Annotated in this window: 25 protein-coding genes; 13 read left to right on the top strand and 12 right to left on the bottom strand. The window is 72.9% G+C overall.

All coding sequences use genetic code 11. From position 1 onward, the window contains the following. Window positions 1–55: 55 nt before the first annotated feature. The gene (locus V2J52_RS00555) at window positions 56–310 is read left to right on the top strand and encodes a hypothetical protein (RefSeq protein ID WP_331225717.1); all 255 of its coding nucleotides are present in this window, start codon (window positions 56–58) and stop codon (window positions 308–310) included. Here V2J52_RS00555 and V2J52_RS00560 read toward each other — a convergent pair whose 3' ends face one another. From V2J52_RS00560 to V2J52_RS00570, 3 genes are all read right to left on the bottom strand, one after another. Further along, on the bottom strand, window positions 311–706 hold the full coding sequence (locus tag V2J52_RS00560; protein WP_331225718.1) for a DapH/DapD/GlmU-related protein: 396 nt from the start codon (window positions 704–706) through the stop codon (window positions 311–313). It lies immediately after the preceding gene. After that, a complete protein-coding gene (locus V2J52_RS00565; RefSeq protein ID WP_331225719.1) occupies window positions 699–1,874 on the bottom strand; it encodes a PQQ-dependent sugar dehydrogenase in 1,176 nt (391 codons plus the stop codon). The genes V2J52_RS00560 and V2J52_RS00565 overlap by 8 nt, the downstream gene beginning before the upstream one ends. 120 nt (window positions 1,875–1,994) lie before the next feature. Beyond that, the gene (locus V2J52_RS00570) at window positions 1,995–2,354 is read right to left on the bottom strand and encodes a DoxX family protein (RefSeq protein ID WP_331225720.1); all 360 of its coding nucleotides are present in this window, start codon (window positions 2,352–2,354) and stop codon (window positions 1,995–1,997) included. 32 nt (window positions 2,355–2,386) lie between these two features. Here V2J52_RS00570 and V2J52_RS00575 point away from each other — a divergent pair, with 32 nt between their 5' ends. Beyond that, complete coding sequence (locus V2J52_RS00575) at window positions 2,387–2,995, top strand: TetR/AcrR family transcriptional regulator (protein WP_331225721.1); 609 nt, start codon at window positions 2,387–2,389, stop codon at window positions 2,993–2,995. Here V2J52_RS00575 and V2J52_RS00580 read toward each other — a convergent pair. Together V2J52_RS00580 and V2J52_RS00585 are read right to left on the bottom strand one after the other, a co-directional pair. Further along, window positions 2,944–3,810, bottom strand: a complete 867-nt coding sequence (locus tag V2J52_RS00580) for an SDR family oxidoreductase (protein ID WP_331225722.1) — start codon at window positions 3,808–3,810, stop codon at window positions 2,944–2,946. The genes V2J52_RS00575 and V2J52_RS00580 overlap by 52 nt on opposite strands. Window positions 3,811–3,925: 115 nt before the next feature. Then, window positions 3,926–4,360: a DUF6069 family protein gene (locus tag V2J52_RS00585; protein WP_331225723.1), complete on the bottom strand. Its 435-nt coding sequence runs from the start codon at window positions 4,358–4,360 to the stop codon at window positions 3,926–3,928. A 152-nt stretch (window positions 4,361–4,512) separates the two neighbouring features. Here V2J52_RS00585 and V2J52_RS00590 point away from each other — a divergent pair, with 152 nt between their 5' ends. Together V2J52_RS00590 and V2J52_RS00595 are read left to right on the top strand one after the other, a co-directional pair. Further along, a complete protein-coding gene (locus tag V2J52_RS00590) occupies window positions 4,513–5,676 on the top strand; it encodes a sensor histidine kinase (RefSeq protein ID WP_331225724.1) in 1,164 nt (387 codons plus the stop codon). Then, on the top strand, window positions 5,664–6,326 hold the full coding sequence (locus V2J52_RS00595; RefSeq protein ID WP_491062093.1) for a response regulator transcription factor: 663 nt from the start codon (window positions 5,664–5,666) through the stop codon (window positions 6,324–6,326). Before V2J52_RS00590 ends, V2J52_RS00595 begins: the two co-directional genes overlap by 13 nt. 105 nt (window positions 6,327–6,431) lie before the next feature. On the opposite strand, the gene V2J52_RS00600 is transcribed toward V2J52_RS00595, so the two are convergent. Further along, window positions 6,432–6,836 carry a VOC family protein gene (locus tag V2J52_RS00600; RefSeq protein WP_331225726.1) on the bottom strand — a complete coding sequence of 135 codons (405 nt, stop codon included), beginning with the start codon at window positions 6,834–6,836 and terminating at the stop codon, window positions 6,432–6,434. A gap of 113 nt (window positions 6,837–6,949) precedes the next feature. After that, the gene (locus tag V2J52_RS00605) at window positions 6,950–8,968 is read right to left on the bottom strand and encodes a bifunctional metallophosphatase/5'-nucleotidase (protein ID WP_331225727.1); all 2,019 of its coding nucleotides are present in this window, start codon (window positions 8,966–8,968) and stop codon (window positions 6,950–6,952) included. An 84-nt stretch (window positions 8,969–9,052) separates the two neighbouring features. Between V2J52_RS00605 and V2J52_RS00610 the strand changes: the two genes are divergently transcribed. Next, complete coding sequence (locus tag V2J52_RS00610) at window positions 9,053–9,538, top strand: NUDIX hydrolase (RefSeq protein WP_331225728.1); 486 nt, start codon at window positions 9,053–9,055, stop codon at window positions 9,536–9,538. 34 nt (window positions 9,539–9,572) lie between these two features. Here V2J52_RS00610 and V2J52_RS00615 read toward each other — a convergent pair whose 3' ends face one another. Then, window positions 9,573–10,364: an NUDIX hydrolase gene (locus V2J52_RS00615; protein WP_331225729.1), complete on the bottom strand. Its 792-nt coding sequence runs from the start codon at window positions 10,362–10,364 to the stop codon at window positions 9,573–9,575. On the opposite strand from V2J52_RS00615, the gene V2J52_RS00620 reads away from it, so the two are divergent. From V2J52_RS00620 to V2J52_RS00635, 4 genes are all read left to right on the top strand, one after another. Next, window positions 10,363–11,421, top strand: coding sequence for a bifunctional GNAT family N-acetyltransferase/nucleoside triphosphate pyrophosphohydrolase family protein (locus V2J52_RS00620; protein ID WP_331225730.1), 1,059 nt, complete (start codon window positions 10,363–10,365; stop codon window positions 11,419–11,421). The genes V2J52_RS00615 and V2J52_RS00620 overlap by 2 nt on opposite strands. Window positions 11,422–11,536: 115 nt before the next feature. Beyond that, complete coding sequence (locus tag V2J52_RS00625) at window positions 11,537–13,606, top strand: M3 family metallopeptidase (protein ID WP_331225731.1); 2,070 nt, start codon at window positions 11,537–11,539, stop codon at window positions 13,604–13,606. Between the two features lie 110 nt (window positions 13,607–13,716). Then, a complete protein-coding gene (locus tag V2J52_RS00630; protein ID WP_331225732.1) occupies window positions 13,717–14,361 on the top strand; it encodes a dihydrofolate reductase family protein in 645 nt (214 codons plus the stop codon). Between the two features lie 44 nt (window positions 14,362–14,405). Beyond that, window positions 14,406–15,749, top strand: coding sequence for a M20/M25/M40 family metallo-hydrolase (locus tag V2J52_RS00635; protein WP_331225733.1), 1,344 nt, complete (start codon window positions 14,406–14,408; stop codon window positions 15,747–15,749). Here the strand turns inward: V2J52_RS00635 and V2J52_RS00640 are convergent. Then, complete coding sequence (locus V2J52_RS00640) at window positions 15,735–15,968, bottom strand: DUF5703 family protein (protein WP_331225734.1); 234 nt, start codon at window positions 15,966–15,968, stop codon at window positions 15,735–15,737. The genes V2J52_RS00635 and V2J52_RS00640 overlap by 15 nt on opposite strands. An 82-nt stretch (window positions 15,969–16,050) precedes the next feature. On the opposite strand from V2J52_RS00640, the gene V2J52_RS00645 reads away from it, so the two are divergent. After that, on the top strand, window positions 16,051–16,314 hold the full coding sequence (locus tag V2J52_RS00645; protein WP_331225735.1) for a DNA primase: 264 nt from the start codon (window positions 16,051–16,053) through the stop codon (window positions 16,312–16,314). Window positions 16,315–16,322: 8 nt separating this feature from the next. Here the strand turns inward: V2J52_RS00645 and V2J52_RS00650 are convergent, their stop codons facing one another. After that, window positions 16,323–16,871: an OsmC family protein gene (locus V2J52_RS00650; protein ID WP_331225736.1), complete on the bottom strand. Its 549-nt coding sequence runs from the start codon at window positions 16,869–16,871 to the stop codon at window positions 16,323–16,325. A 73-nt stretch (window positions 16,872–16,944) separates the two neighbouring features. Continuing rightward, entirely contained in the window at window positions 16,945–17,907 is a 963-nt protein-coding gene (locus V2J52_RS00655) for an aldo/keto reductase (RefSeq protein ID WP_331225737.1), read from the bottom strand. A gap of 73 nt (window positions 17,908–17,980) precedes the next feature. Here V2J52_RS00655 and V2J52_RS00660 point away from each other — a divergent pair, with 73 nt between their 5' ends. The 3 genes from V2J52_RS00660 to mshC all read left to right on the top strand — a co-directional run bounded on the left by V2J52_RS00660 (window position 17,981) and on the right by mshC (window position 21,114). Then, the gene (locus V2J52_RS00660) at window positions 17,981–18,844 is read left to right on the top strand and encodes an undecaprenyl-diphosphate phosphatase (protein WP_331225738.1); all 864 of its coding nucleotides are present in this window, start codon (window positions 17,981–17,983) and stop codon (window positions 18,842–18,844) included. Between the two features lie 67 nt (window positions 18,845–18,911). Then, the gene (locus V2J52_RS00665) at window positions 18,912–19,832 is read left to right on the top strand and encodes a VOC family protein (RefSeq protein ID WP_331226468.1); all 921 of its coding nucleotides are present in this window, start codon (window positions 18,912–18,914) and stop codon (window positions 19,830–19,832) included. Window positions 19,833–19,854: 22 nt separating this feature from the next. Continuing rightward, window positions 19,855–21,114: a cysteine--1-D-myo-inosityl 2-amino-2-deoxy-alpha-D-glucopyranoside ligase gene (mshC, locus tag V2J52_RS00670; protein ID WP_331225739.1), complete on the top strand. Its 1,260-nt coding sequence runs from the start codon at window positions 19,855–19,857 to the stop codon at window positions 21,112–21,114. A 4-nt stretch (window positions 21,115–21,118) separates the two neighbouring features. Here mshC and V2J52_RS00675 read toward each other — a convergent pair whose 3' ends face one another. Then, window positions 21,119–22,549: a GntP family permease gene (locus V2J52_RS00675; RefSeq protein ID WP_331225740.1), complete on the bottom strand. Its 1,431-nt coding sequence runs from the start codon at window positions 22,547–22,549 to the stop codon at window positions 21,119–21,121. Window positions 22,550–22,650: the final 101 nt, after the last annotated feature.

Here is a 22,650-nt window from a genome sequence, read left to right on the forward strand (position 1 = left end):
CGTGGCTGATGGACACTCGACGACGAACCAAGGAGCAGCCGTGCATCCCACCGCCATGAGACCGCTGATCTGGGGGATCGTGCTGCTCCTCGTTGGGGCGCTCCTCGTGGCGTTCGGGCTGGAGATCCACACCTGGCTCGCCGGCACCGTCGGGAGCCCGGCCACCGACGTCGTCCTTCGGCTGGTGTCGACGGCCTCCTACGCGCTCACGCCACTCGGTGCTGCCCTCGTCGGTGCCGCCGTCGTCATCACCGCGCTGGCCCCACGGGTGCGGCAGCCCGCCGACGCGACCTGGCCATCGGCGGAGTAGCTACTCCTCGAGCGTCCGGATCACCCGCGCCGGGTTGCCCACGGCGACGACGTTCGCCGGCAGGTCCTTGACGACGACGGCGCCCGCGCCGACGACCGTGTTCTCCCCGATGCTCACGCCGGGGCAGACGATGACCCCGCCGCCCAGCCACACGTTGTCCCCGATGGTGATCGGCTCGGCTGCCTCCCACTTCTCGCGCCGCGGGCCGGGCTCCACCGGGTGGGTGGGGGTGAGCAGCTGGACGTTCGGGCCGATCTGGACGTCGTCGCCGATGGTGATCGTCGCGACGTCGAGCGCGGTGAGGCTGAGCTCGGCGAGCTCGTCGTCGTCGGCGATGTAGAGGTCGCCCGCGAGCATCCGTTCGCGCATCGTCCGGTGGTCGGTCGGGTCAGTCATCTGCGTCCTCCGTTGTGCTGGTCGCGTCGAGCCAGGCTTCGTCGACGGCGATGATCCGGTCGTCGTCTGGGGCGGGATCGCCGCGGAAGGTGTTGCTGGTCAGCAGCCACAGCCGGCCGTCCGGGGCGACCTCCACCGCCCGCAGCCGCCCGTAGTCGGTCTCGAGCAGCCGCTGCGGCTCGCCGACGCCGTCGGCCGCCAGCGGCACCCGCCACAGCGACTCCCCGCGCAGCGCCGCGACGTAGACGGCCTCCTCGCTGACCGCGAGCCCGCTGGGGGAGGCCTCGGCCGGGCGCCACTGCACGAGCGGGTCGACGAACCCGCCGGCGTCTGCGACCCCCTCGACCTGCGGCCAGCCGTAGTTCGCCCCCGCCTCGATGAGGTTGAGCTCGTCCCAGGTGTCCTGCCCGAACTCCGAGGCGAACATCCGCCCGTCGGCCGCCCAGCCGAGGCCCTGGACGTTGCGGTGGCCCGCCGACCACACCGGTGAGCCCTCGGTCGGGTTGCCCGGGGCCGGCGCGCCGTCCTCGTCCACCCGCAGGATCTTGCCGCCGAGCGAGTCTGGGTCCTGCGACACCGACGGCACCGCGGCGTCACCGGTCGCGACGTAGAGGTAGCAGTCCGGCCCGAACTCGATCCGGCCGCCGGAGTGGTAGGTCTCGCGCGGGATGCCGTCGAGGACGACGACGTCGGCACGCAGCTCGTCGCCGTCGCCGTCGAGCACCATCCGCAGCACCCGGTTGTCCGACGCCGTCGTCAGGTAGACGAAGACGTGGCCGTTCTCCGCGACGTCGGGGGAGACTGCGATGCCCAGCAGGCCGGACTCGTTCTCCGCGGCGACGCCGGGGACCGTGCCGAGCGCGTGCGGCTCCTCGCCGGGCACCAGTCGCAGCACCCGCGCGGTGTCCCGCTCGGTGACCAGGGCCGCGCCGTCGGGCAGGAAGCCCAGGCCCCACGGCACGTCGAGCCCGGTGAACAGCACCTCCGGCTCCTGGGCCTCGGTGTGCTCGTCGGTGGGCTCGGACGTCGGTTGCATCGCCGTGGGTGACGGCGCGGGCGTGGTGGCCGCCGCCGGCGTCGTGGTCGCTTCGGGCTCGTCGCCGCTGTCGCACGCGCCCAGGAGGACGACGACGCCGAGCAGCCACGCGTTCGCCCTCACGCGCGCCATGGCCGCTCCGTTCCGAAGACCGGCGTGTCGCCGGTGACGCCCACGACCGTACCCGAGACGTCGCAAGCGTCGTCGCTCGCGAGGAGTAGCGACGCGCGCCCTCCCTTCCGGCTCCGCTGTTCAGAGCCCGAAGCAGAACATGAGCGTTGCCAGGCAGATGAGGAACATCAACGTCGCGTTGAGGAAGAGGTTGCGACCGAAGTCGCGGGCGCGCACGTGCGCCGAGATGGCGAGCACGAAGTAGAGCACCAGGCAGGCGGACGCGGCGAGCCCGATGCCTGGTATCCAGATTCCGGCGATGAGTCCCGCGGCGGCCGCGAACTTGATCGGTGGCATCCACCGCCAGTATCGGTGCGGCAGGCCTACGTCGTCGAAGCAGTCGGCGATGAACTGCACCGGTTTGAGGCAGAGCACGCCGTCGACGACGCAGATCACGGCCAGCACGACGACGGGCCAGATCGGGTCAGGGAGGAGCGCCATCCCCTCACCGTACCATGCGGTATGGTGTGGTCATGGCAGCAAAGGATCGATGGATCGATGAAGGAATGACTGCGCTCACCGAGAGCGGCGTGGCCGGCGTCACGGTCGACGGGATCGCCGCGCGACTCGGCCTGACGAAAGGGTCGTTCCATCACCACTTCGAGGGCGTCGCGGACTACCGTGGGCAGCTTCTCGCGCGCTTCGAGTCCGACGCGGGCATCGCGCTCGAGCAGGCGATGTCCGCTGAGGAGTCGCTCACGCCTGAGGCGGTCATCGTGACGATCCCGGCTCGACACCCCTTCGATCGCCGACGCGAGGCAGCCGTCCGGGCCTGGGCGCTCCACGACCCCGAGGCTCACGAGACCCTTGCGCGAGTCGACACGGCGCGACTCGCGGCGCTGACGACGCTGTGGGAGCGGGTGATCGACGACGCCGACGACGCGTCAACGGCGGCCATGATTCCGTACCTCGTAGCCATCGGCGCGTCGATGGCTACGCCGCCGCCATCGGAACGAGCGCTGCTCAGGGTCTTCGCACTGCTCGCGGCGCTCGTCCCTGCGGTCGGCGAGGCCTCGGTGGTGCGGTCCGGTCAGAAGACCGGCTTGCCGCCGGTCACTCCCACCACGGTGCCGGAGACGTAGCTGGCGTCGTCGGTCGCGAGGAACACGAACGCGGGCGCGACCTCGATCGGTTGGCCGGCGCGGCCGAGCGGGGTGTCGGCGCCGAAGCTCGGCATCGACTCCGCCGGCTTGGTCGCCGGCTGCAGCGGCGTCCAGATCGGGCCGGGGGCCACCGCGTTGACGCGGATCCCGCGCGGGCCGAGCTCAGCGGCGAGGTTGACGGTGAGGTTGTTGATCGCCGCCTTGGTCGCGGCGTAGTCGATCAGCGTCTCCGAGGGCTGGAAGGCCTGGATCGAGGAGCAGTTGATGACGCTGGCGCCCTCGCCGAGGTCGTCGAGCAGCGCCTTGGTCAGCCACATCAGCGCGAAGACGTTGGTCTCGAAGGTCTGCCGGAGCTGGTCGGCGCTGATGTCGGCCAGCGACTCCTGCGCCATCTGGAACCCGGAGTTGTTGACCAGCACGTCGATCCCGCCGAGACCCTCGACCGCCGTGCGGGCCAGCTCGATGTTGGCCTCCTCGGTGCGCTGGTCGGTCGGGACGAGCACGCAGGTGCGGCCGGCGGCCTCGACGTGCTTGCGGGTCTCCTGGGCGTCGTCCTCCTCCTCGGGCAGGTAAGCGATCGCGACGTCGGCGCCCTCCTTGGCGAAGGCGATCGCGGTGGCCCGGCCGATGCCGGAGTCACCACCGGTGACGAGCGCACGCTTGCCCTCGAGGCGGCCGCGGCCGATGTAGCTCTCCTCGCCATGGTCCGGCCGTGGATCGAGCTCGTCGGTCCGGCCGGGCCAGCGCTGGCTCTGCTCGGGGATGTCCGTCATATCCTGCGTGTTGATGTCCATGTCCCCATGGTTCGGCAGGTGCGTGCGGCCCGCATCCCGGGCAGACGGCCGCGCCCCCGCCCGGGTGGACCGAGCGGGGGCGCAGTGGGTTGCTCACCGGCGGCACGGGTGCGGCTCACCCGCGGCGAGGGCGGGCGGTCGAGCCGAGCGACACGATCACCGTGATGCCCACCGCCACGTGCATCGCGGCGAGGCTGACGGCCGCAGCGGTTCCGGTGGCCTGGCCGAACGGCCCGACGAGCGAGAGCACGAGCACGGTGCCGGCGAGGGTGGTCCACACGCCACGGACGTGCTTGGTCAGCCGCTCGAGCAGTGCCAGCGAGGCCCAGCCGGCGAGCCCGGCGAGCAGGCCGGCGAACGCGACCGCCGCCGGCCCCACGAGCAGGACGCTCGTGCCGCTCCGGGCGGTCAGCTCGACGCCCAGCACGGGCACGGCGAGCACCCAGACGACAAGACCCGCGGCGATGGCCCCGACGACGCGCAGCGCCCGGTGGTCAGCCGCTCCGACGGTGCCGCGGCGGGCGGTGGTTGTGGTGTGTGAGGTAGTCATCTCTCCTCCTTCTGCGGTTCGGACGTCACTACCGTCGTGCCTCCCGGGTGCCTGGGGCATCGGCCGGTCGGCCACGGCTGCGAGCCGTCCGGACCGCCGCCACCTACTTTGGTCGGTACCGGCGCCGCGGCCCGCTCTCTACCCTCGGTGCCATGCCAGTCCTGCTCCCGAACCGACCACCTGCCGCCCGCTGGCGTCCCACGGTGTGGGCGATCATCGGCACCACCGGCGCGATGGCGGTGCTGAGCGCCCTGGCCCTCGTCGGTCAGCTCAGCTCCGCCTCGCCGGACGCCGCGCCGGTCGCCGTCGACGTCGTCGTCGCGGTCGTGGCGGTCGCCCTCGTCCCGCTGCTGTTCCGCCAGCCGGTGACGGCCGCGGTCCCGCTCGCCCTCCTCGCCGCCGTTGCACCGACCGCGACGCCGGCGGCGACGGCGGGCACCCTCGTCGTCGCCCGGACCGTCCGGTTCCCGACCGCCGTCGCGGTCGCCGTCCTGGGCGCCGCCGGGCACGTCGTCCGTGGGCTGTGGCGCCCGCAGCCGGGGCTCTCCTTCGGCTGGTGGGTCGTGCTCGTGCTCGTCGCGCACGCGGCGCTGCTCGCGTGGGGTGCGCTGTCGCAGTCGCGGACCGAGGTGCTGCTGGCGCTGGCCGAGCGTGCCCGGCGCGCCGAGGCGGACCGTGATCTCGTCGTCGCCGAGGCGCTCGCGGCAGAACGCGCCCGGATCGCCCGCGAGATGCACGACGTCCTCGCGCACCGGCTCTCGCTGCTCGCCACCTACGCCGGGGCGCTGGAGTACCGGCCCGACGCCGCGCCGCAGGATGTCACGCGGGCTGCCGGGGTGGTCCGATCCGGCGTCCACCAGGCCCTCGAGGAGCTGCGCGACGTCGTCGAGGTGCTGCGCGAGGATCCGGGTGACGGCGGTGTCCCGCCGCCGGCGCCCGGGATCGACCGGCTCGCCGACCTCGTCGGGGAGAGCCGCGCCGCCGGCACCGCCGTCGAGCTGGTCGTCGCGCTCGACGGCGCACCGACCGGGATCGTCGGCCGCACCGTCTACCGGGTGGTGCAGGAGGGGCTGACCAACGCGCGAAAGCATGCACCCGGGAGCCCGGTCCGCGTGAGGATCGCGGGCGCGCCGGGCAGCGGCGTCGAGGTCACCGTGACCAACCCGCGCGCCGCTGGGCCGGCCGACGTCTTGCCCGGCTCGGGGACCGGGCTGATCGGTCTGGCGGAGCGGGTGCGGATCGTCGGCGGCCGCCTCTCGCACCGGTCCGACGGCGCGGAGTTCCGGCTGGCCGCCTGGCTACCATGGCAGCCATGAGCGAGCCGGTCCGTGTCGCCGTCGTCGATGACGACGCCCTCGTCCGGTCGGCGCTGGTGATGATGCTCGACGGCGCCGACGGGATCTCGGTCGTGGCCGAGGCGGCCGACGGCGGCGAGGTGCCGGGGATGCTCGACCAGCACCCGGTCGACGTCGTACTCATGGACCTGCGGATGCCGCGGGTCGACGGCGTCACCGCCACCGCGCGGCTGCGCGCCCGGCCCGGTGCGCCGCAGGTGCTCGTGCTCACCACCTTCGACACCGACGAGGAGATCCTCGGGGCGCTGCGCGCCGGTGCCGGTGGCTACCTCCTCAAGGACACCCCGCCGCCGCGGATCGCCGAGGCGGTGCGCCGTGCGGCGGCAGGGGAGCCGACGCTCTCACCGTCGGTCCTGCGCCGGCTCGTCGAGCACGCCGTCGACCACGCCGGCACCGCGGACGCCGCCCGTGCGCGGCTGGCCCGGCTCAGCGACCGGGAGCGCGAGATCGTCGCGGCCGTCGGCCGGGGCCTGACGAACGCACAGATCGCCGCCGAGCTCTACGTCTCGGTGGCGACCGTCAAGGCCCACGTCTCGCAGGTGCTCACCACCCTCGACCTCGGCAACCGCACCCAGGTCGCGCTGCTCGCCCACGACGCCGGCCTGACCTAGCCACCCCCCGCACTCTTGCCGAGATACCCGATCTCGGCGAAAAACAGCCCGTTGGAGCCCTCGTTCCGCCCAGATCGGGTATCTCGGCGCAACGTGGGGAGGGGGTCAGGCTAGGCCGGCGGGTACCTCGTCGTCGGGGGCATCGGTGCCGCCGCCGGTCTGGCCCTCGAAGAGGCCGATGGCGTTGCCGTCCGGGTCCTCGAACACTGCCCACCAGCTCGTGGCGTCGATCTGCGACCTGGGGATGAGGGTCCGGCCGCCCTGCTCCTCCACCCGCCCGAGGGTCTCGTCGATCGAGTCGACCTCGACGTAGCTGCGCGGGGCCTCGAAGCCGTCGCCACGCGGCGCCAGCCCACCGCCGCTGATCTTGTTCGGTGCCTGCCACATCGGGTAGCCCTCGAAGCCCGGAATCTCCTGGATGTCCCAGCCGAACAGGGCGCCGTAGAAGGAGCTCGCCCGCGTCGTGTCGCTGACCGGGATGTCGATGTGGGTGATGTCGCCGTGTGCCATGGCACTGCTCCTCGTCGTCGACTGTCCCGCCCGGACGGTGGGCTCGGTGCCCAGCGTAGGAGGGTGTGGCCGCGCCGGGAAGAGGTGGGCCGCCACGGTTCGTGGGCGCGGGCTCAGAGCGCTCGGCGGCGCGCTCCCAGGGCCGCGAGCCCCAGGACGAGGAGCAGCGCCACGGCGCCGACGCTCGAGCCCAGGCCAGCCCCGGTGGCCGGGAGCTCACCCGACGGCGCTGCCGGTGCGGCGGTCGGCGGTGGCGTCGTGGCCGGCTCCGTCGGGCTGGGTTCCGTCGGGTCGGCGTCCGACGTCGGCTCCTCGGTCGGCAGGTCGGTCGGCGCGTCCGTCGGCAGCTCCAGCGGGGTGCTCACCAGGCGCCAGTTCTCGACGAAGAAGTCCGCCGGGTCGATGACGCCGCGGTCGGCGGCCCAGGCGACGAGCAGCTCGCGGATGTCGGTGTCGCCGGTGTGCAGCACCGGCGCCTGCGCCACGTGGGGGTAGCCGCCGGAGCCGGTGCGGCGGAAGTCGTTGAGCGCGAGGACGAAGCGGTCGTCGTCGGCCACGTCGATGCCGTCGCGATGGCGGAGCAGGACGATCCGCTCGCCGGCCGGCCGGCTGATGTCGATGACGTACTCGACGCCGGAGATCGCGTCGTAGTTGTAGTCGCCGATCCCGTCGGCGTTGGTGCCCGTCGCCGGGTCGAGCTCGGCCCCGGGTGCTACCTGGACGAAGTACCGGGCGGCGTTCTCGAGGTAGTCGCGCAGCTGAGTCCCGGTGACCTCCACGGCGTCGAGGGTGTTGGCGTAGATGTAGAGGCCCGCAATGTGCCCGGTGGTCACCATCCCCTCGGGGAAGACGGCGGTGCGCGTCAGCGGCGACGCCTGGGAGACGATCGGCAGGTCGGCCGCGGCCGTGCCGGCGATCGCGGCGCGCACCGCCTCGGTCTGGACGTGGTTGACGAAGTCGAGGATCGCGGTGTCCTCGTACCGGCTCGTGCGCGAGCGCATGAGCTCCGTCGACGGCGCCACCGGCTCGTAGATCCGCTCGACGTAGGCGATCGCCGCCTCGTGCGCCGCGGACAGCGCCGCGACGAAACCGGCATCGGCCCCGGCTGCCTCGTGGGCGTACCGGGCGCGGGCGGTCGGCTCGTTCCCCGCCGACCAGTCCACGGCCCAGTCCTCGCCGTCGGGCCGGAGCGTGAGGCTGACCTCGCTGAGGCCGCGCGCCCAGTAGTAGGGCTGCGTGACGATCACCCGGCCGCCGTCGGGCGCGTCATAGACCCGTGACGGCATGTCCCGGTGGGTGTGGCCCTGGACGATGACGTCGATGCCCGGGACGAGGGTGGCCAGGTTGCTGACGACGTCCTCGTTGCGGTCGGCCGGGTCGTACGACGAGCTCGGCACGGTGCCCTCGCCGGAGTGCGCGAGGACGACGACGACGTCGGCCCCGGCCTCGCGGACCGCCGGCACCCACTCCTGGGCGGCGGCGACGACGTCGGTCAGCTCCAGCCGACCGGCGAGCTCGTCGACCGCGAAGGTCTGCAGCGCCGGCGTCACCAGCCCCAGCACCCCGACCGTCACCTCCTCGCCGTCGATGGTGCGGTCGATGAGGGTGTAGGGCTGGTGGTACGGCTCGCCGGTCGCTAGGTCGATGACGTTGGCGCCGAGCAGGGGTGCCACCAGGTCCTCGGAGTAGGCCTCGAGGAGGTCGAGCCCGTAGTCGTACTCGTGGTTCCCGACCACCTGGGCGTCGTAGCCCAGGTAGTTGAACGCCGTCGCCATCGGGTGCTCCACCCCGGACTCCGTCACCGGCTCCGCCAAGCCGTAGAGCTCGGTCAGCGGCGTGCCCTGGATGGCGTCGCCATTGTCGAGCAGCACCACGGACTCGGCGCCCTCGGCGGCCCGGACCTCCTCGATCGTGCTCGCGAGCAGGCTCAGGCCCAGGGTGTCCTCGGGGATGTCGCCGGGCGTCTGGGCGAAGTAGTCCCAGTCGAGCACCCGGCCGTGGACGTCCGACGTCGCCAGCAGCGTGAGCTCGACGCCGGGCTCGTCGGTCGCCGCCGTGGCGGGAAGCGCGCCACCCCCGGCGCCGGCGAGGAGAAGAACCATGACGGCCAAGGCGGGGACGGTGCGACGCATGATGCTCCTCGAGCAGGACGACGGGAACGCCTCGATGCTAGGGCGCGGCGGACGCCCGGACCAGGGCCTGGCAGGATCGGTCTCATGCCGGTCCCCGAGTTCGTCACCGAGCTGCGCTCGCACGTCGGGACCGCGCCGCTGTGGCTGTCCGGGGTGAGCGCCGTCGTCCTCGACCCGAGTGACCGGGTGCTGCTCGGCCGGCGCAGCGACAACGGGCTGTGGTCGGTCATCAGCGGGATCCTCGACCCGGGGGAGCAGCCCGCGCCCGCCGCCGTCCGCGAGGTGCTCGAGGAGACCGGGGTGGTGGCCCGCGTCGTCGCGCTAGCGTCGGTGTTCAGCGGTGGCCCCGTGGCGTACCCCAACGGTGACCAGGCCCAGTACCTGTCGCTCACCTTCCTCTGTGAGTACGTGTCAGGGACCGCCCGCGTGGCCGACGACGAGTCGCTCGACGTCGGCTGGTTCGCCACTGACGCGCTGCCGCAGCCGCACTCGCCGTCCTCGGCCGACAGGATCGCCGACGCGCTCGCGGCACGCGCCGACCCGGGTACGGGGCCGAGGTTCGTGCGCTGAGCGCGGCGTGCCCGTCTGGCGCGGCCCGGGCCAGTCAGCCCTCGGCGGTCGCCGGCGGGAGCGTCGCGCCGACTGCCTCGGCCATCGACATCTCGTAGGTGCGCTCGCGGTCCCACGGCAGGGTCCAGCCGAGGAGGTCGAAGGTGTGGTCGAGGAGGTTCCCGGTGAAGCCCCACACCCAGCCGCCCTGGGCGGCGAAGCCCGCGCTGCCGTGGTCGTGGATGGTCACCGTCGCGCGCGATGCCGGGTCGAGCAGCGAGCTCACCGGCAGCCGCAGCGTGTGCAGCACCTCGCCGGCGTCGACGTCCTCGAGCCCGGCCGCGTCCCACGCCCAGCCGAGCACCGGTGTGACGACGAAGCTGCTCACCGGCACCGCCATCTCCGGCAGCCGGCCGAGCACCTCCACCCGCTCCGGCGGTAGGCCGATCTCCTCGTGGGTCTCGCGCAGCGCCGCGGCCTCGATGCCGGCGTCCGTCGGGTCGACGCGGCCGCCGGGCAGCGCGATCTGGCCGGGGTGGTGGCGCAGCAGCGGGGAGCGCTGCACGAGGAAGAGGTCGACCCCCGGGTCGCCCGGGACCGTCGACGGGGTGAAGAGCAGGAGGACGGCGGCGCTCCGGTAGCCGGCCACGGTCGTGGGATCGAGCCGGTGGATCGTGGCGACCGGCGGCAGCTGGCCGAGGGCCGCGCGATGAGCTAGGCCACGCAGCGCGGTACGCACCGGTTCGAGCGTCGAGGTCACCGCCCCACCATAGGCCGGTGCTGCGTGCCGCTCGGTGGGCGTGCCGCGACGAGCGTCGTCGTCGTCCGCGCTACGCTCGCGCGCCATGGAGCCATTCGTGCTGGGCGACGGGGACCTCGAGCTGAGCATCCCGACGGCGGCGGACATCGACCGGATCACCGACCTGTGCCAGGACCCGGACATCCAGCGGTGGACGACGGTCCCCTCGCCCTACGCCCGCGTGGACGCGGAGCGGTTCGTCCACGACGCCGTCGTCGCGGGCTGGCATCGCGGCGTCCCGACGTGGGCCGTCCGCCGCCGTGACGACGACGGCGGGACGCTGCTGGTCGGCATGATCGACCTCCACGGCGCCGAGCACGGCGGCGCGGAGGTCGGCTACTGGCTCGCGCCGGACGCCCGTGGGGCGGGCGTCATGCACCGCGCGGTGGGCCTGGTGCTCGACGCCGGCTTCGACCGGCTCGGCCTCGAGGTGGTGCAGTGGCGCGCCGACGTCGGCAACTGGGCCTCGTGGCGGGTGGTGTGGCGCCACGGCTTCCGCAAGGAGGGCACGGTCCGCCGGCTCGGGCTGAGCCGGGGGCGGACCGTCGACCAGTGGATCGGCACCCTGCTGCCCGGCGACCCCCGCGAGCCGGCCGCGCCGTGGGACGGCCCGGGGGCGGCTGGCGGGGCGCTGTCCGACTCGCCCGGCCGTGACCCGTGGGCCCTGGTCCGCGAGTTCCACGAGGTGTTCTCGGTCCCGGTCGCCGACGACGGCCCGAGCGTCGACCGCGACCGGGTCGCGCTGCGGATGGCGCTCATCGGGGAGGAGCTCGCGGAGCTGGTCACCGCCGTCTACGGCGCGCGGGCGGGCGAGATCGTCGAGTCCGCCGTCGCCGAGGCGGTCGCCGCCGACGACGGCACGCGCGACGTCGTCGGGGCGGCGGACGCCCTGGGAGACCTCGTCTACGTCATCTACGGCATGGCCAACGAGTGCGGCATCCCGCTGCCGGAGGTGATCGCCGAGATCCACCGGGCGAACCTGTCCAAGCTCGACGCCGGCGGCCGGCCGTTGTACCGGGAGGACGGCAAGGTCCTCAAGGGCGCCGCCTACCGCCCGCCCGACATCGCCGGCATCCTCGCCGCCCACGGGCGCGACCCTCGGTAGCCCCGCCCCACGGCTGCCCCGCCCCTTTCGATCAACGCTCGCCACTGCCTGCGGTGCCGAACTGAGCGAGAGGGGCGAGCCGACGCGCAGCGGTTCGGCCGTGGACAATGGAGCCATGACCAACGAGCCCACCACCCTGCCGGCGGACAACCCCCTCGCCGCACCGTCGACCCTGCCCTACGAGCTGCCGGACTTCGCCGCCATCCGGCGCGAGCACCTGCGCCCGGCCGTCCTCGCCGGCCTCGCCGCGCAGCGCGCCGAGTGGGAGGCGATCGCGACCGACCCGGCCACGCCCGCCGTCGACAACACCCTCGAGGCGCTCGAGCGCTCCGGGGAGCTGCTCGGGAGGGCCGCCGCGGTGCTCGACACGCTCACCTCCTCCTGCGCCGACGACGAGCTCCGCGACCTCGAGGCCGAGCTCGCGCCACTGCGCTCCGCCCACCACGACGCCCTCTACCTCGACCGCCGCATCTTCGCGCGGCTCGAGTCGATCGACGCCGACGGCCTCAGCGACGAGACCTCCTGGCTGCTGCACAACTACCGCAAGGACTTCGTCCGCGCCGGGGTCGAGCTCGATGATGCCCAGCAGGACCGGCTGCGCGCGATGAACACCGAGCTCACCACGCTGGAGACCGAGTTCGCCCAGCGCGTGGTCAAGGGCCTCGACGCCGGCGCGGTGGCGGTGACCGACGAGTCCGAGCTCGCCGGGCTGGGAGCCGACGTCGTCGCCGGCCTCGCCCAGGCCGCCGCCGACCGCGGCCGCGACGGTCACCTCATCACCCTCCAGCTGCCCAGCCAGCAGGCGCTGCTCGCGCAGGTGACCGACCGGGGGCTGCGAGAGCGGCTGCTCACCGCCTCGCTCACCCGCGGCCTCGGCGGCGACGACGCCAGCGACACCCGCGCCACCCTGCTGGCGATCGCCCGGCTGCGCGCCGAGCGTGCGCAGCTGCTCGGCTACGAGCACCACGCCGCCTACGTCGCCGAGGACGGCACCGCCGCCACCACCGCCGCGGTGAACGCGATGCTCGGCCGGCTCGTGGGGCCGGCCGTCGCCAACGCCCGGGCCGAGGCCGCCGAGCTGCAGGCCGGGCAGCAGGAGCCGGTCGCCCCGTGGGACTGGTCGTTCCTCGCCGAGCGGGTCCGTCAGGAGCGGTTCCAGCTCGACGACACCGTGCTGCGGCCCTACCTCGAGCTCGAGCGGGTGCTGCACGACGGCGTCTTCTTCGCGGCGGGCGAGCTCTACGGCATCACGCTGACCGAGCGCACCGACCTCGTCGGCTACACCGACGGGGTGCGGGTGTGGGAGGTCGCCGAGGCAGACGGCGCGCCGCTCGGCCTGTTCGTCGGCGACTTCTACGCCCGCGAGGGCAAGCACGGCGGGGCATGGATGCACAACCTCGTCGACCAGTCCCACCTGCTGGGGCGGCGCGCCGTCGTCGTCAACAATCTCAACATCACCCGGCCGGCCCCCGGTGAGCCGACCCTCCTCACCTGGGACGAAGTCATCACCGCGTTCCACGAGTTCGGCCACGCGCTCCACGGGCTGTTCTCCGACGTGCGCCACCCGTCGCTGTCCGGCGCCAACGTGCCGCGGGACTTCGTCGAGTTCCCCTCGCAGGTCAACGAGATCTGGGCGACCCACCCGGCGATCATCGAGCGCTACGCCCGCCACCACGCCACCGGCGAGGTGCTGCCCGCCGAGCTGCGCGAGACGCTCGTCGGCTCCGCGCAGTACGGCGAGGGCTTCGCCACCACCGAGTACCTCGGCGCCGCGCTGCTCGACCAGGCCTGGCACCAGGTCCGCGCGGAGGACCTGCCGACCGACCCGTCCGCCGTCGAGGCCTTCGAGACGGCCGCGCTCGCCCGGGTGGGCGCCGACGTCGAGCTGGTCCCGCCGCGCTACCGGTCGACGTACTTCAACCACACCTTCGGCGGCGGCTACGACGCCGGCTACTACTCCTACATCTGGAGCGAGGTGCTCGACGCCGACGCCGTCGAGTGGTTCCGCACCGAGGCGGTGAAGGACGGCGACGGCGGGCTCAACCGCGAGGCCGGGCAGCGCTTCCGTGACGCGCTGCTGTCCCGCGGGCACAGCGCGGACCCGCTGAGCTTCTACCGCGAGCTGCGCGGCCGCGACGCCGAGCTGCAGCCGCTGCTCGAGCGGCGGGGACTGACGGGGGAGTAGCCGACCGGCCGTCGCGATGGTGCGAGATGGCCAGCCGGGCGGGCGCGATGAGTTTCGCACCCGCCCGCGGTCATCAGGAGTAAGAGATCCGCACCGCGAAAGGGCCAGCCATGAAGCTCACCGTCCACGAGTTCGTCAGCCTCGATGGCGTCATGCAGGGGCCCGGCGGTCCCGACGAGGACACCAGCGGCGGCTTCGACCGCGGCGGCTGGATCGTCCCCTACGTCGACGACGCCTTCGGCCGCATCGTCGACGACTGGTTCGCGAGGACGAGCGAGCTGCTCTTCGGCAGGACGACGTACGACGTGATGACCGCGTACTGGCCACAGGTGACCGACCCGGGCGACGCCGTCGCCGCCACCCTCAACGCCCGGCCCAAGCACGTGGTTTCGACGACGCTCACCGATCCGCAGTGGCAGCACACCGCCTCGGTCATCACCGACGACGTCGTGGCGGCTGTCCGCGCCCTCAGGGACCGGCCCGGCGACGAGCTGCAGGTCCACGGCTCCTGGCAGCTGGTCCAGACGCTGCACGACGCCGGCCTCGTCGACGAGTACCGCCTCATCGAGTTCCCGGTCGTCCTCGGCGCCGGCAAGCGGCTGTTCCGCGACGGCGGCGCCGCCACCGGGTTCACCGTCGTGCAGACGGAGGTCACCGGTACCGGCGCGGTGTACCGCGCGGTGCGGCCGGTCCCGTTCCGCGCGGGCAGCCACGCGGTGGAGGAGGGGAAGGACGTCGCCAGCCTCGGTGGCTGAGGCGCCCGGACCTGCGCGGGAGTGCCAGCCGTTAGGGTCGGCGCATGGCCTCTGTCACCGACCTCGCCGCCGCTCGTGCCACGCCTGCCCCGACCCACGAGGTCGTCGAGATCTGCCGGCGCCTCATCCAGCTGGACACCTCCAACTTCGGTGACGGCTCCGGGCCGGGGGAGCGGCAGGCCGCGGAGTACGTCGCGGAGCTGCTCACCGAGGTGGGCTGGCAGCCGCAGCTGTTCGAGTCCGCGCCTGGGCGTACCTCGGTGGTGCTGCGCATCGAGGGCACCGACCCGAGCCGCCCAGCGCTGGTCGTCCACGGTCACACCGACGTCGTCCCCGCGCAGGCCGCGGACTGGCAGGTTGACCCGTTCGCCGCGGAGGTCCGCGACGGGATGATCTGGGGCCGCGGCGCGGTCGACATGAAGGACATGGTCGCGATGATCCTCGCCGTCGTGCGGGACATGGGGCGCACCGGCTGGCGCCCGGCCCGCAGCCTCGTCGTCGCGTTCTTCGCCGACGAGGAGGCCGGCGGCGACCTCGGCGCCCGGTGGCTGGTCGACAACCACCCCGAGCTGTTCGAGGGGGCCACCGAGGCGATCAGCGAGGTCGGCGGCTACTCCGTGGACATCGACGGCCGCCGGGTGTACCTGCTGCAGACGGCCGAGAAGGGGCTGGCCTGGCTGCGGCTCGTGGCCGACGGCACCGCCGGCCACGGATCGCAGGTGAACACCGACAACGCCGTCACCCGCCTCGCCGGCGCGGTCGCCCGGATCGGTGCCCACTCGTGGCCGCGCCAGCTGACGCCCACGGTCCGCCGGCTGCTCACCGGGGTCGCCGACCTCACCGGCCTGCCGTTCGACCCCGAGGACCCCGACGGCGTCGACGCCCTCGTCCGGGCGCTCGGCCCGGCGTCGAAGTTCGTCGGTGCGACGCTGCGCGCCGGCGCCAACCCCACGCAGCTCGACGCCGGCTACAAGGCCAACGTCATCCCCGGCACCGCGAGCGCCGCCATCGACGTCCGCTACCTGCCCGGGCAGGAGGAGTCGGTGCGACGCACCATCACCGATCTGGCCGGCCCCGGCGTCCGGATCGAGCCGATCCACGAGGACATCGCCCTCGAGTTCGCGTTCGAGGGAGACCTGGTCGACCACATGATCGCCGCGCTCGACGCCGAGGACCCCGGCGCCACCGTGCTGCCCTACATGCTCTCCGGCGGCACCGACAACAAGTCGCTGTCGCGGCTCGGCATCACCGGCTACGGCTTCGCCCCGCTGCGGCTGCCTGCGGACCTCGACTTCGCCGGCATGTTCCACGGCGTCGACGAGCGGGTCCCGGTGGACGCGCTGAAGTTCGGTACCCGGGTCCTCGAGCGGCTGCTACGCACCGCCTGAGCCGAGCGTGCTGCGGGCGCGGATGATCTTGCGCCGCAGCCACACCCGGCGGGTGCCGCCCTGGTAGATGAGCGTGCGGGCCAGCTCCCAGCGGCCGTACTCGGCCTCCTCGGTGAGCAGCTGGCGCACCTCGGAGCGGCTCGTCGTGGGGGACATCGTCAGCACCCGGAACTCGTACTGGGCCGGCCGCCCGGTGCGTGACGGGCGCGTATCAGGCATGGACCAGACCATGGGCGGTGGTGCTCCCTCCGGTGAGAATTTCCGAATGTGTCATTCCTACCAGGCGCGGTACGGTCTCCCCATGGCTACCGACCCGCGCGCCGCGCTTGATCGCTTCATCGCCGCGCTCGAGGCGCACTTCGAGATCGCCCGCACCCTGCAGGACCCGGACGCGCCGGCGGTGGACGACGCCGCCGGGGCCGTCGAGGACGCATTCTTCACCTACGACGACTCGCTGTACACGAACTTCCACGTCGAGGTCCCGCTGGAGTCCTACGGCGATGATGACGACGACGATGACGATGACGACGACATCGAGGACTTCGACCTCCGCGCCGAGGACTGAGCCACCGGTCAGCCCGCCGTCAGCACCTGCCACTCCTCGACGACGTCGACCCCGGCGTCACGGATGAGGTTGAGCAGCGGGCAGCGGCGCGCGACGAGCCGCTTGAGCTCCTCGAGGTCGGCCTCCGGCGTGGGGGTCTGCAGCGTCAGTGCCAGCGTCAGCCGCTGGAAGTGCGGTGAGACGTCCGCCGTGCCCAGGAATCCGCGCAGATCGATGGTGCCGGCGGGCCGGACGTCGAGGGCCGTGACGGTGATGCCGAGCTGCTGAGCAACGGTCTCGACGACGACGCTCACGCAGCCGGCGAGCGACCCCAGCAGGTACTCGATCGGGTTGGGTGCGGCGTCGGTACCGCCGAGAGACTCTGGCTCGGCGACGACGAACTCGAACTGGCGCGTGGTGACGCGGGTGGCGAGGCTGCCCTCCCACCGCCCGTCGACCGAGAAGTCGGCGAGTCTCGGGGTGGGGTCGGTGGTTGCTGATGTCGTGGTTGTCATGACGACGACGATGCCGAGGCGGCCCGCCGGCGGCTCGTGCGGCCCGTCCGGTGAGAGTCGCACGGCGTGGCATCTCGCCTGCCGAGACCTGAGAGTCCTCCGAGGGAGGTGCCTCAGCGCAGCCGGTACAGGGCGATCAGCGTCGCTCGGGATAGCCCAGGGCGGGCGCGGTGACGTCGTCGAGCGCGTCCCGGATGGCGTCGGGCAGCGTGAGGTCGCCGGCCGCGAGGGCTCCGCGAAGCTGGTTGAGCGTCCGGGCCCCGACGATCGCCGAGCTGACGCCCGGCGCGTCCCGTACCCAGGCGAGGGCCACCTCGAGGGGGGAACGTCCCAAGCCGCCGGCGGCCGTCGCTACCGACTCCACGATGCCGGCGGCCCGGTCGTTGAGGTAGGGCTCGACGAAGCCGCGCAGGTGGGGCGAGGCGGCGCGGGAGTCGGCCGGCACGTTGCGGCGGTACTTCCCGGTGAGCACCCCGCGCCCGAGCGGGGACCAGGCGAGCGCGCCGGCGCCCAGTGCCTCGGCGGCCGGCAGCACCTCGCGCTCGATGCCCCGCTCGAGCAGCGAGTACTCCACCTCGACCGCGGCCAGCCCCGTGCCGTCGTCGGCCAGCGCGGCCGCGGCGTAGCCGGTGAGCCAGGCGGGATGGTTGGAGAGCCCGACGTAGCGGGTCCGGCCCGAGGCCACGGCACGGCGCAGCGCGTCGAGGGTCTCGTCGGGGGCGACGGCGAGGTCGGGCGCCTGGACCAGCCACAGGTCCAGCCGGTCGGTGCCGAGCCGGGCGAGGGTGGCGTCGAGGGTGTCGAGCAGGTTGGCGCGCGAGGCGTCCACCCGGCTGCCGTGGACGCCGCGGCGGATCCCGGACTTGGAGCACAGGACGACGTCGCGGCGGTCCGTCCGGGTCAGCAGCGTGCCGAGCAGCTCCTCGGCGGCGCCGTCGCCGTAGGAGGCAGCGGTGTCGACAAGGGTGCCTCCGGCGTCGAGGAAGGCGGTGAGCTGCTCCTCGGCGTCGTGCTCGTCGGTGTCCCGGCCCCAGGTCATGGTGCCCAGGCCGACGGCGGAGACGGTGAGCCCGGTGCGGCCGACCCTGCGATGTTCCATGGCGGTCACGGTACCGGCGTGGCGGCCGGCTCCGGTACGCCACCGGTGGCGCGGACGCCTAAGGTGGTGCCTCGTGACTTGGTGGGAAGCAATTGTTCTCGGAGTGGTGCAGGGACTCACGGAGTTCCTGCCGATCTCTTCCAGCGCGCACCTGCGGATCGTCGGGGAGCTGCTGCCCGGTGGTGGTGACCCGGGGGCGGCGTTCACCGCGATCACCCAGCTCGGGACCGAGACCGCGGTGCTCATCTACTTCCGCAAGGACATCGCCCGGATCATCCGGGCGTGGTTCGGTGCGCTGCCGGTGGGGCCGTGGCGGGGCACTGTGCCGAAGGCCGACCCGGACGCCCGGATGGGCTGGTACATCATCCTCGGCTCGGTGCCGATCGTCGTTCTCGGGCTGCTGTTCCAGGACGCGATCGAGACCTCGCTGCGCCACCTGTACATCACCGCCACGATGCTCGCGCTCTTCGCGATCGTGCTCGGGGCGGCCGACCGGTGGGGCGCCAAGCGCAAGCTGCTCGGCGAGCTCACGCTGCGCGACGGCCTGCTGTTCGGCCTCGCGCAGTCGCTCGCGCTCATCCCGGGCGTCTCGCGCTCCGGCGGCACCATCACCATGGGGCTGCTGCTGGGCTACACCCGCGAGGCGGCGGCCCGCTACTCGTTCCTCCTCGCGATCCCCGCGGTGTTCGGCTCGGGCTTCTACCAGCTGATCAAGGCCGATCCCACCCCCGGGGCACCTGGTGCCGGCGCCACCGCGATCGCCACGCTGGCGGCCTTCGGCGTCGGGTTCGTCGTCATCATCGCGTTCCTCAAGATCGTCTCGACCTACTCCTACATGCCGTTCGTGGTCTACCGCCTGGTGCTCGCGGCGTTCGTCGTCTACGCGCTCTGGACCGGCCTGCTCGCCCCCCTCGGTGCGTCGGCGCCCGTGCCGTAGCGGGGGTGTGGCCACCGGCACCGTGGACAATGGTTGACGCCTCAACTATGGTGGGGGCATGAACCAGATGCTCCGCACCGCTCGTCCAGCACAGCCCGGGACCGACGCCACCGCCGTCGCGAACCTCGACGTGCTCGCCGCTGACACCGCGATGGGTCCGGTCACGCTCCTCGTCGGTGACCTCGACGCGCTGACCACGTACTACACGCAGGGGCTGGCGCTCACGGTCCTCAGCGCGGTCGGCAACGAGGTCGTCCTCGGCCGTGGTGCGGTACCGATCATCGTGCTGCGCCACGACCCGACCCTGCCGCGCGGCACCCGCCGCAGCGCGGGCCTGTTCCACAGCGCCATCCTGTTCGAGGACGCGCCGGCGCTGGCCTCGGCCGTCGCCTCGCTCGCGCAGCTCGCCCCTACGAGCTTCGTCGGCAGCTCTGACCACCTCGTCTCCGAGGCGTTCTACTTCACCGACCCCGAGGGCAACGGCATCGAGCTCTACCTCGACCGGCCGCGCGACACCTGGACGTGGACCGACGGTCAGGTGGCGATGGACACCACCCACCTCGACCCCAACGCCTACCTCGGTCAGCACCTCGACGCCGGCCGCCTGCAGCAGGCGACGACGGACCCCGCCGTCGTCGGGCACGTGCACCTCCAGGTGGGGGACACCGCGACCGCTCGTGAGTTCTACGTCGGCGCCCTCGGCTTCGAGGCGACCTTCGAGATGCCGTCCGCGCTGTTCGTGTCGGCCGGCGGCTACCACCACCACATGGCGATGAACACCTGGAACAGCGCGGGCGTGGGCCCGCGGGTGCCGGCGCTCGGCCTCGGCCGCGTCGACATCGTGCTGCCCGGTGGCGACGACCTCGGTGCGCTGACCGACCGGCTCACCGCCCGTGGCCTGCAGTTCCGCGACGACGGCCGCACCGTGGAGGTCGATGACCCGTGGCGCAACCTGGTCCGGGTCGCGGTTGCCGGTCCAGCGGCCTGACCTGCCGGGTTAGGCTGCGGACGTGCACTCCTGGACGACTCCCGACCTCCCTTCGCTCCCGGGCTCGGGCCGCCGGGTGCGGCTGACCGAGAGCGCGACCGGTGACCTCGTCGCCACCGACGACTCGGGACCGGCGACCCTCTACGTCTGCGGGATCACGCCCTACGACTCCACCCACCTGGGGCACGCCAACACGTACCTCGGCTTCGACCTGCTCGTCCGGGCCTGGCGGGACGCCGGACGTGAGGTCAACTACGTCCAGAACGTCACCGACATCGACGACCCGCTCCTCGAGCGCGCGACGGCGACCGGCGTCGACTGGCGCGCGTTGGCCGAGGAGCAGACCGACCTCTTCCGCGGCGACATGACGGCGTTGCGGGTGCTGGCGCCCACCGAGTACGTCGGCGCCGTGGAGTCGATCCCGCTCGTCGTCGACGCGGTGACCGAGATGCTCGCCAGCGGCGCCGCCTACCGGGTGGCCGTGCCCGACGCCGACGGCGCGGGAGTCGGTGACGTCTATGCCGACACCGCTGCCGACCCCGCCTTCGCAGTGGACACCGGCCTCGACGACGCCGACCTGCACCGGTTCTTCGCCGAGCGCGGCGGCGACCCCGACCGTCCCGGCAAGCGCGCGCCGCTCGACCCGCTGCTGTGGCGGATGGCCCGTGACGGGGAGCCGGACTGGGACGGCGGTGAGCTCGGCCGCGGCCGTCCCGGCTGGCACATCGAGTGCGCCTGCATCGCGCGTGAGCACCTCGGGGTGCCGTTCGAGGTCCAGGGCGGCGGCAGCGACCTCGTCTTCCCCCACCACGCCTGCAGCGAGTCCCACCTGCGGATGATCACCGGCGAGGCGCAGCCGGTCGCCATCCGGGCGCACGGCGGGATGGTCGCCTACGCCGGCTCCAAGATGAGCAAGTCGCTCGGCAACCTCGTGCTCGTCTCCCAGCTGACCGCCGTCGGCGTCGACCCGATGGCGATCCGCCTCGTGCTGCTGGGCCACCACTACCGCGAGGACTGGGAGTACACCGGCGCACAGCTGGAGGCCGCCACCGCCCGGCTGGCCCGCTGGCGCACCGCGATGACCGCCCCCACCGGGCCCGACGCCAGCCGGATGCTCGACGCCGTCCGGGTTGCCATGGCGCGCGACCTCGACGCGCCCGCCGCCATCCGCGCGGTGGACGACTGGGTGGAGTCCGCCGGCATCCACGTCGGCCTCGCCGGGAACCTCGGCCCGCAGCTCGCGCGCGACACCGTCGACGCGCTGCTCGGCATCAAGGTCTGACCGGCTACACCACCAGCCACAGCACCGCGGCGACGGCAAAGATCGCCAGGCCGAGGGTCGTCTCGAGCACCGTCCACGTCCTCAGCGTCGTCTTCTCGTCCATCCCGAAGAAGCGGCTCACCAGCCAGAACCCCGAGTCGTTCACGTGGGAGAGCACGGTGGAGCCCGCGGCGATCGCGAAGACCAGCAGTGAGATCTGGACGGCGCTGAGATCCTGGGCGGTCACCTGGGCCGAGATGAGGCCGGCGGTGGTGGTCAGCGCCACCGTGGCCGAGCCCTGCGCCACCCGTAGCGCGGTGGCGAGCAGGAACGCCTGGGCGAGGACCGGGATGCCGAGGTCGGAGAGCGAGTCGGTGAGCGAGGCGCCGATGCCGCTGGCCCGCAGCACGCCGCCGAACATCCCGCCGGCGCCGGTGATGAGGATGATCGCGCAGATCGGCCCGAGAGCGTCGTCGAGGATCTTGCTCGTGCTGCCCCGCGGGAACCGCCCAGGTGCCAGCACCGCGAGCGCGACGAGCACCGTGATGAGCAGCGCGATCGGCGTCTGCCCGATGAGGTTGAACGCGTCGGCCCACTCGGCGTCCTCGGAGACCGTGCCTGTGGTGCGCAGCGTGTTGACGACGGTGTTGGCCGAGATGAGGATGAGCGGCAGCAGGAGCAGCAGGAGCACGGTGATGAACGACGGCGCCTTGACCTTGGTGGCCAGGCCGCCGCTGCCCGCCGAGCCGTCGCCGCCCGCGTCGGTGGCGCCGGTGCCGGTGTTCATCTCCCCGAACAGCGTCGTCGGGATCTCGACGTGCACCCGCATGCCCATCCGCCGGGCGACGAAGTAGCCACCGACCACCCAGGAGACGATGGCGACCGGGATGCCGAGGAGGAGGGTGAGCCCGACGTCGCCGCCCATGAGGTCGACGGCGGCGACCGGGCCCGGGTGCGGCGGCACCACGGCGTGCATCACCGCGAACGCGGCGGCGGTGGGCAGGCCGTAGAGGAGGATCGAGCCGCCGAAGCGCCGCGCCACGGTGAAGATGATCGGCAGGAACACCACGAGGCCGGCGTCGAAGAAGATCGGGAAGCCGAAGATCAGCGCGGCGACGCCGAGTGCCAGCGGGGCACGTTTTTCGCCGAACCGGCTGATGAGGGTGTCGGCCAGCACCTGCGCGCCGCCGGTGAGCTCGAGCAGCCTGCCGACCATGACGCCGAACGCGACGAGCAGCGCGACGGAGCCCAGGGTGCCGGCGAAGCCGGACATGAGAGCGTCGGGGACGTCGGCGATCGGGATGCCGGCGGCGACCGCGGTGATCACGCTGACCAGCACGAGAGCCACGAAGGCGTGCATCTTCGCGGCCATGATGAGCACGAGGAGCAGGGCGACAGCACCGGCGGCGATCAGCAGCAGGGCGGTGGTGCCGAGTACGGGTTCGATGGTTTCCATGGCAGGACCTCCTCATCCTGGCCGGGCGAGCTCCCCGGGCAAGGTCAGCGTAGTGACCACGGGGCGCGGGGCAACCGGAACGGCCGCCGTGACATCCTGAG

Origin of the sequence: Georgenia sunbinii, from assembly GCF_036421875.1 — a bacterium.
Lineage (GTDB): Bacteria > Actinomycetota > Actinomycetes > Actinomycetales > Actinomycetaceae > Georgenia_B > Georgenia_B sunbinii.

Coding starts and splice junctions, on each gene's coding strand:
- V2J52_RS00615 (WP_331225729.1), bottom strand. CDS start 10,364: ATGGCGCGCGAGCGTAGCGCGGACGACGACGACGCTCGTCGCGGCACG.
- V2J52_RS00610 (WP_331225728.1), top strand. CDS start 9,053: ATGCCGGTCCCCGAGTTCGTCACCGAGCTGCGCTCGCACGTCGGGACC.
- V2J52_RS00560 (WP_331225718.1), bottom strand. CDS start 706: ATGACTGACCCGACCGACCACCGGACGATGCGCGAACGGATGCTCGCG.
- V2J52_RS00555 (WP_331225717.1), top strand. CDS start 56: ATGAGACCGCTGATCTGGGGGATCGTGCTGCTCCTCGTTGGGGCGCTC.
- V2J52_RS00595 (WP_491062093.1), top strand. CDS start 5,664: ATGGCAGCCATGAGCGAGCCGGTCCGTGTCGCCGTCGTCGATGACGAC.
- V2J52_RS00675 (WP_331225740.1), bottom strand. CDS start 22,549: ATGGAAACCATCGAACCCGTACTCGGCACCACCGCCCTGCTGCTGATC.
- V2J52_RS00565 (WP_331225719.1), bottom strand. CDS start 1,874: ATGGCGCGCGTGAGGGCGAACGCGTGGCTGCTCGGCGTCGTCGTCCTC.
- V2J52_RS00605 (WP_331225727.1), bottom strand. CDS start 8,968: ATGCGTCGCACCGTCCCCGCCTTGGCCGTCATGGTTCTTCTCCTCGCC.
- V2J52_RS00570 (WP_331225720.1), bottom strand. CDS start 2,354: ATGGCGCTCCTCCCTGACCCGATCTGGCCCGTCGTCGTGCTGGCCGTG.
- V2J52_RS00620 (WP_331225730.1), top strand. CDS start 10,363: ATGGAGCCATTCGTGCTGGGCGACGGGGACCTCGAGCTGAGCATCCCG.
- V2J52_RS00600 (WP_331225726.1), bottom strand. CDS start 6,836: ATGGCACACGGCGACATCACCCACATCGACATCCCGGTCAGCGACACG.
- V2J52_RS00630 (WP_331225732.1), top strand. CDS start 13,717: ATGAAGCTCACCGTCCACGAGTTCGTCAGCCTCGATGGCGTCATGCAG.
- V2J52_RS00580 (WP_331225722.1), bottom strand. CDS start 3,810: ATGGACATCAACACGCAGGATATGACGGACATCCCCGAGCAGAGCCAG.
- V2J52_RS00575 (WP_331225721.1), top strand. CDS start 2,387: ATGGCAGCAAAGGATCGATGGATCGATGAAGGAATGACTGCGCTCACC.
- V2J52_RS00665 (WP_331226468.1), top strand. CDS start 18,912: ATGCTCCGCACCGCTCGTCCAGCACAGCCCGGGACCGACGCCACCGCC.
- V2J52_RS00635 (WP_331225733.1), top strand. CDS start 14,406: ATGGCCTCTGTCACCGACCTCGCCGCCGCTCGTGCCACGCCTGCCCCG.
- V2J52_RS00655 (WP_331225737.1), bottom strand. CDS start 17,907: ATGGAACATCGCAGGGTCGGCCGCACCGGGCTCACCGTCTCCGCCGTC.
- V2J52_RS00640 (WP_331225734.1), bottom strand. CDS start 15,968: ATGCCTGATACGCGCCCGTCACGCACCGGGCGGCCGGCCCAGTACGAG.
- V2J52_RS00645 (WP_331225735.1), top strand. CDS start 16,051: ATGGCTACCGACCCGCGCGCCGCGCTTGATCGCTTCATCGCCGCGCTC.
- V2J52_RS00625 (WP_331225731.1), top strand. CDS start 11,537: ATGACCAACGAGCCCACCACCCTGCCGGCGGACAACCCCCTCGCCGCA.
- V2J52_RS00590 (WP_331225724.1), top strand. CDS start 4,513: ATGCCAGTCCTGCTCCCGAACCGACCACCTGCCGCCCGCTGGCGTCCC.
- V2J52_RS00585 (WP_331225723.1), bottom strand. CDS start 4,360: ATGACTACCTCACACACCACAACCACCGCCCGCCGCGGCACCGTCGGA.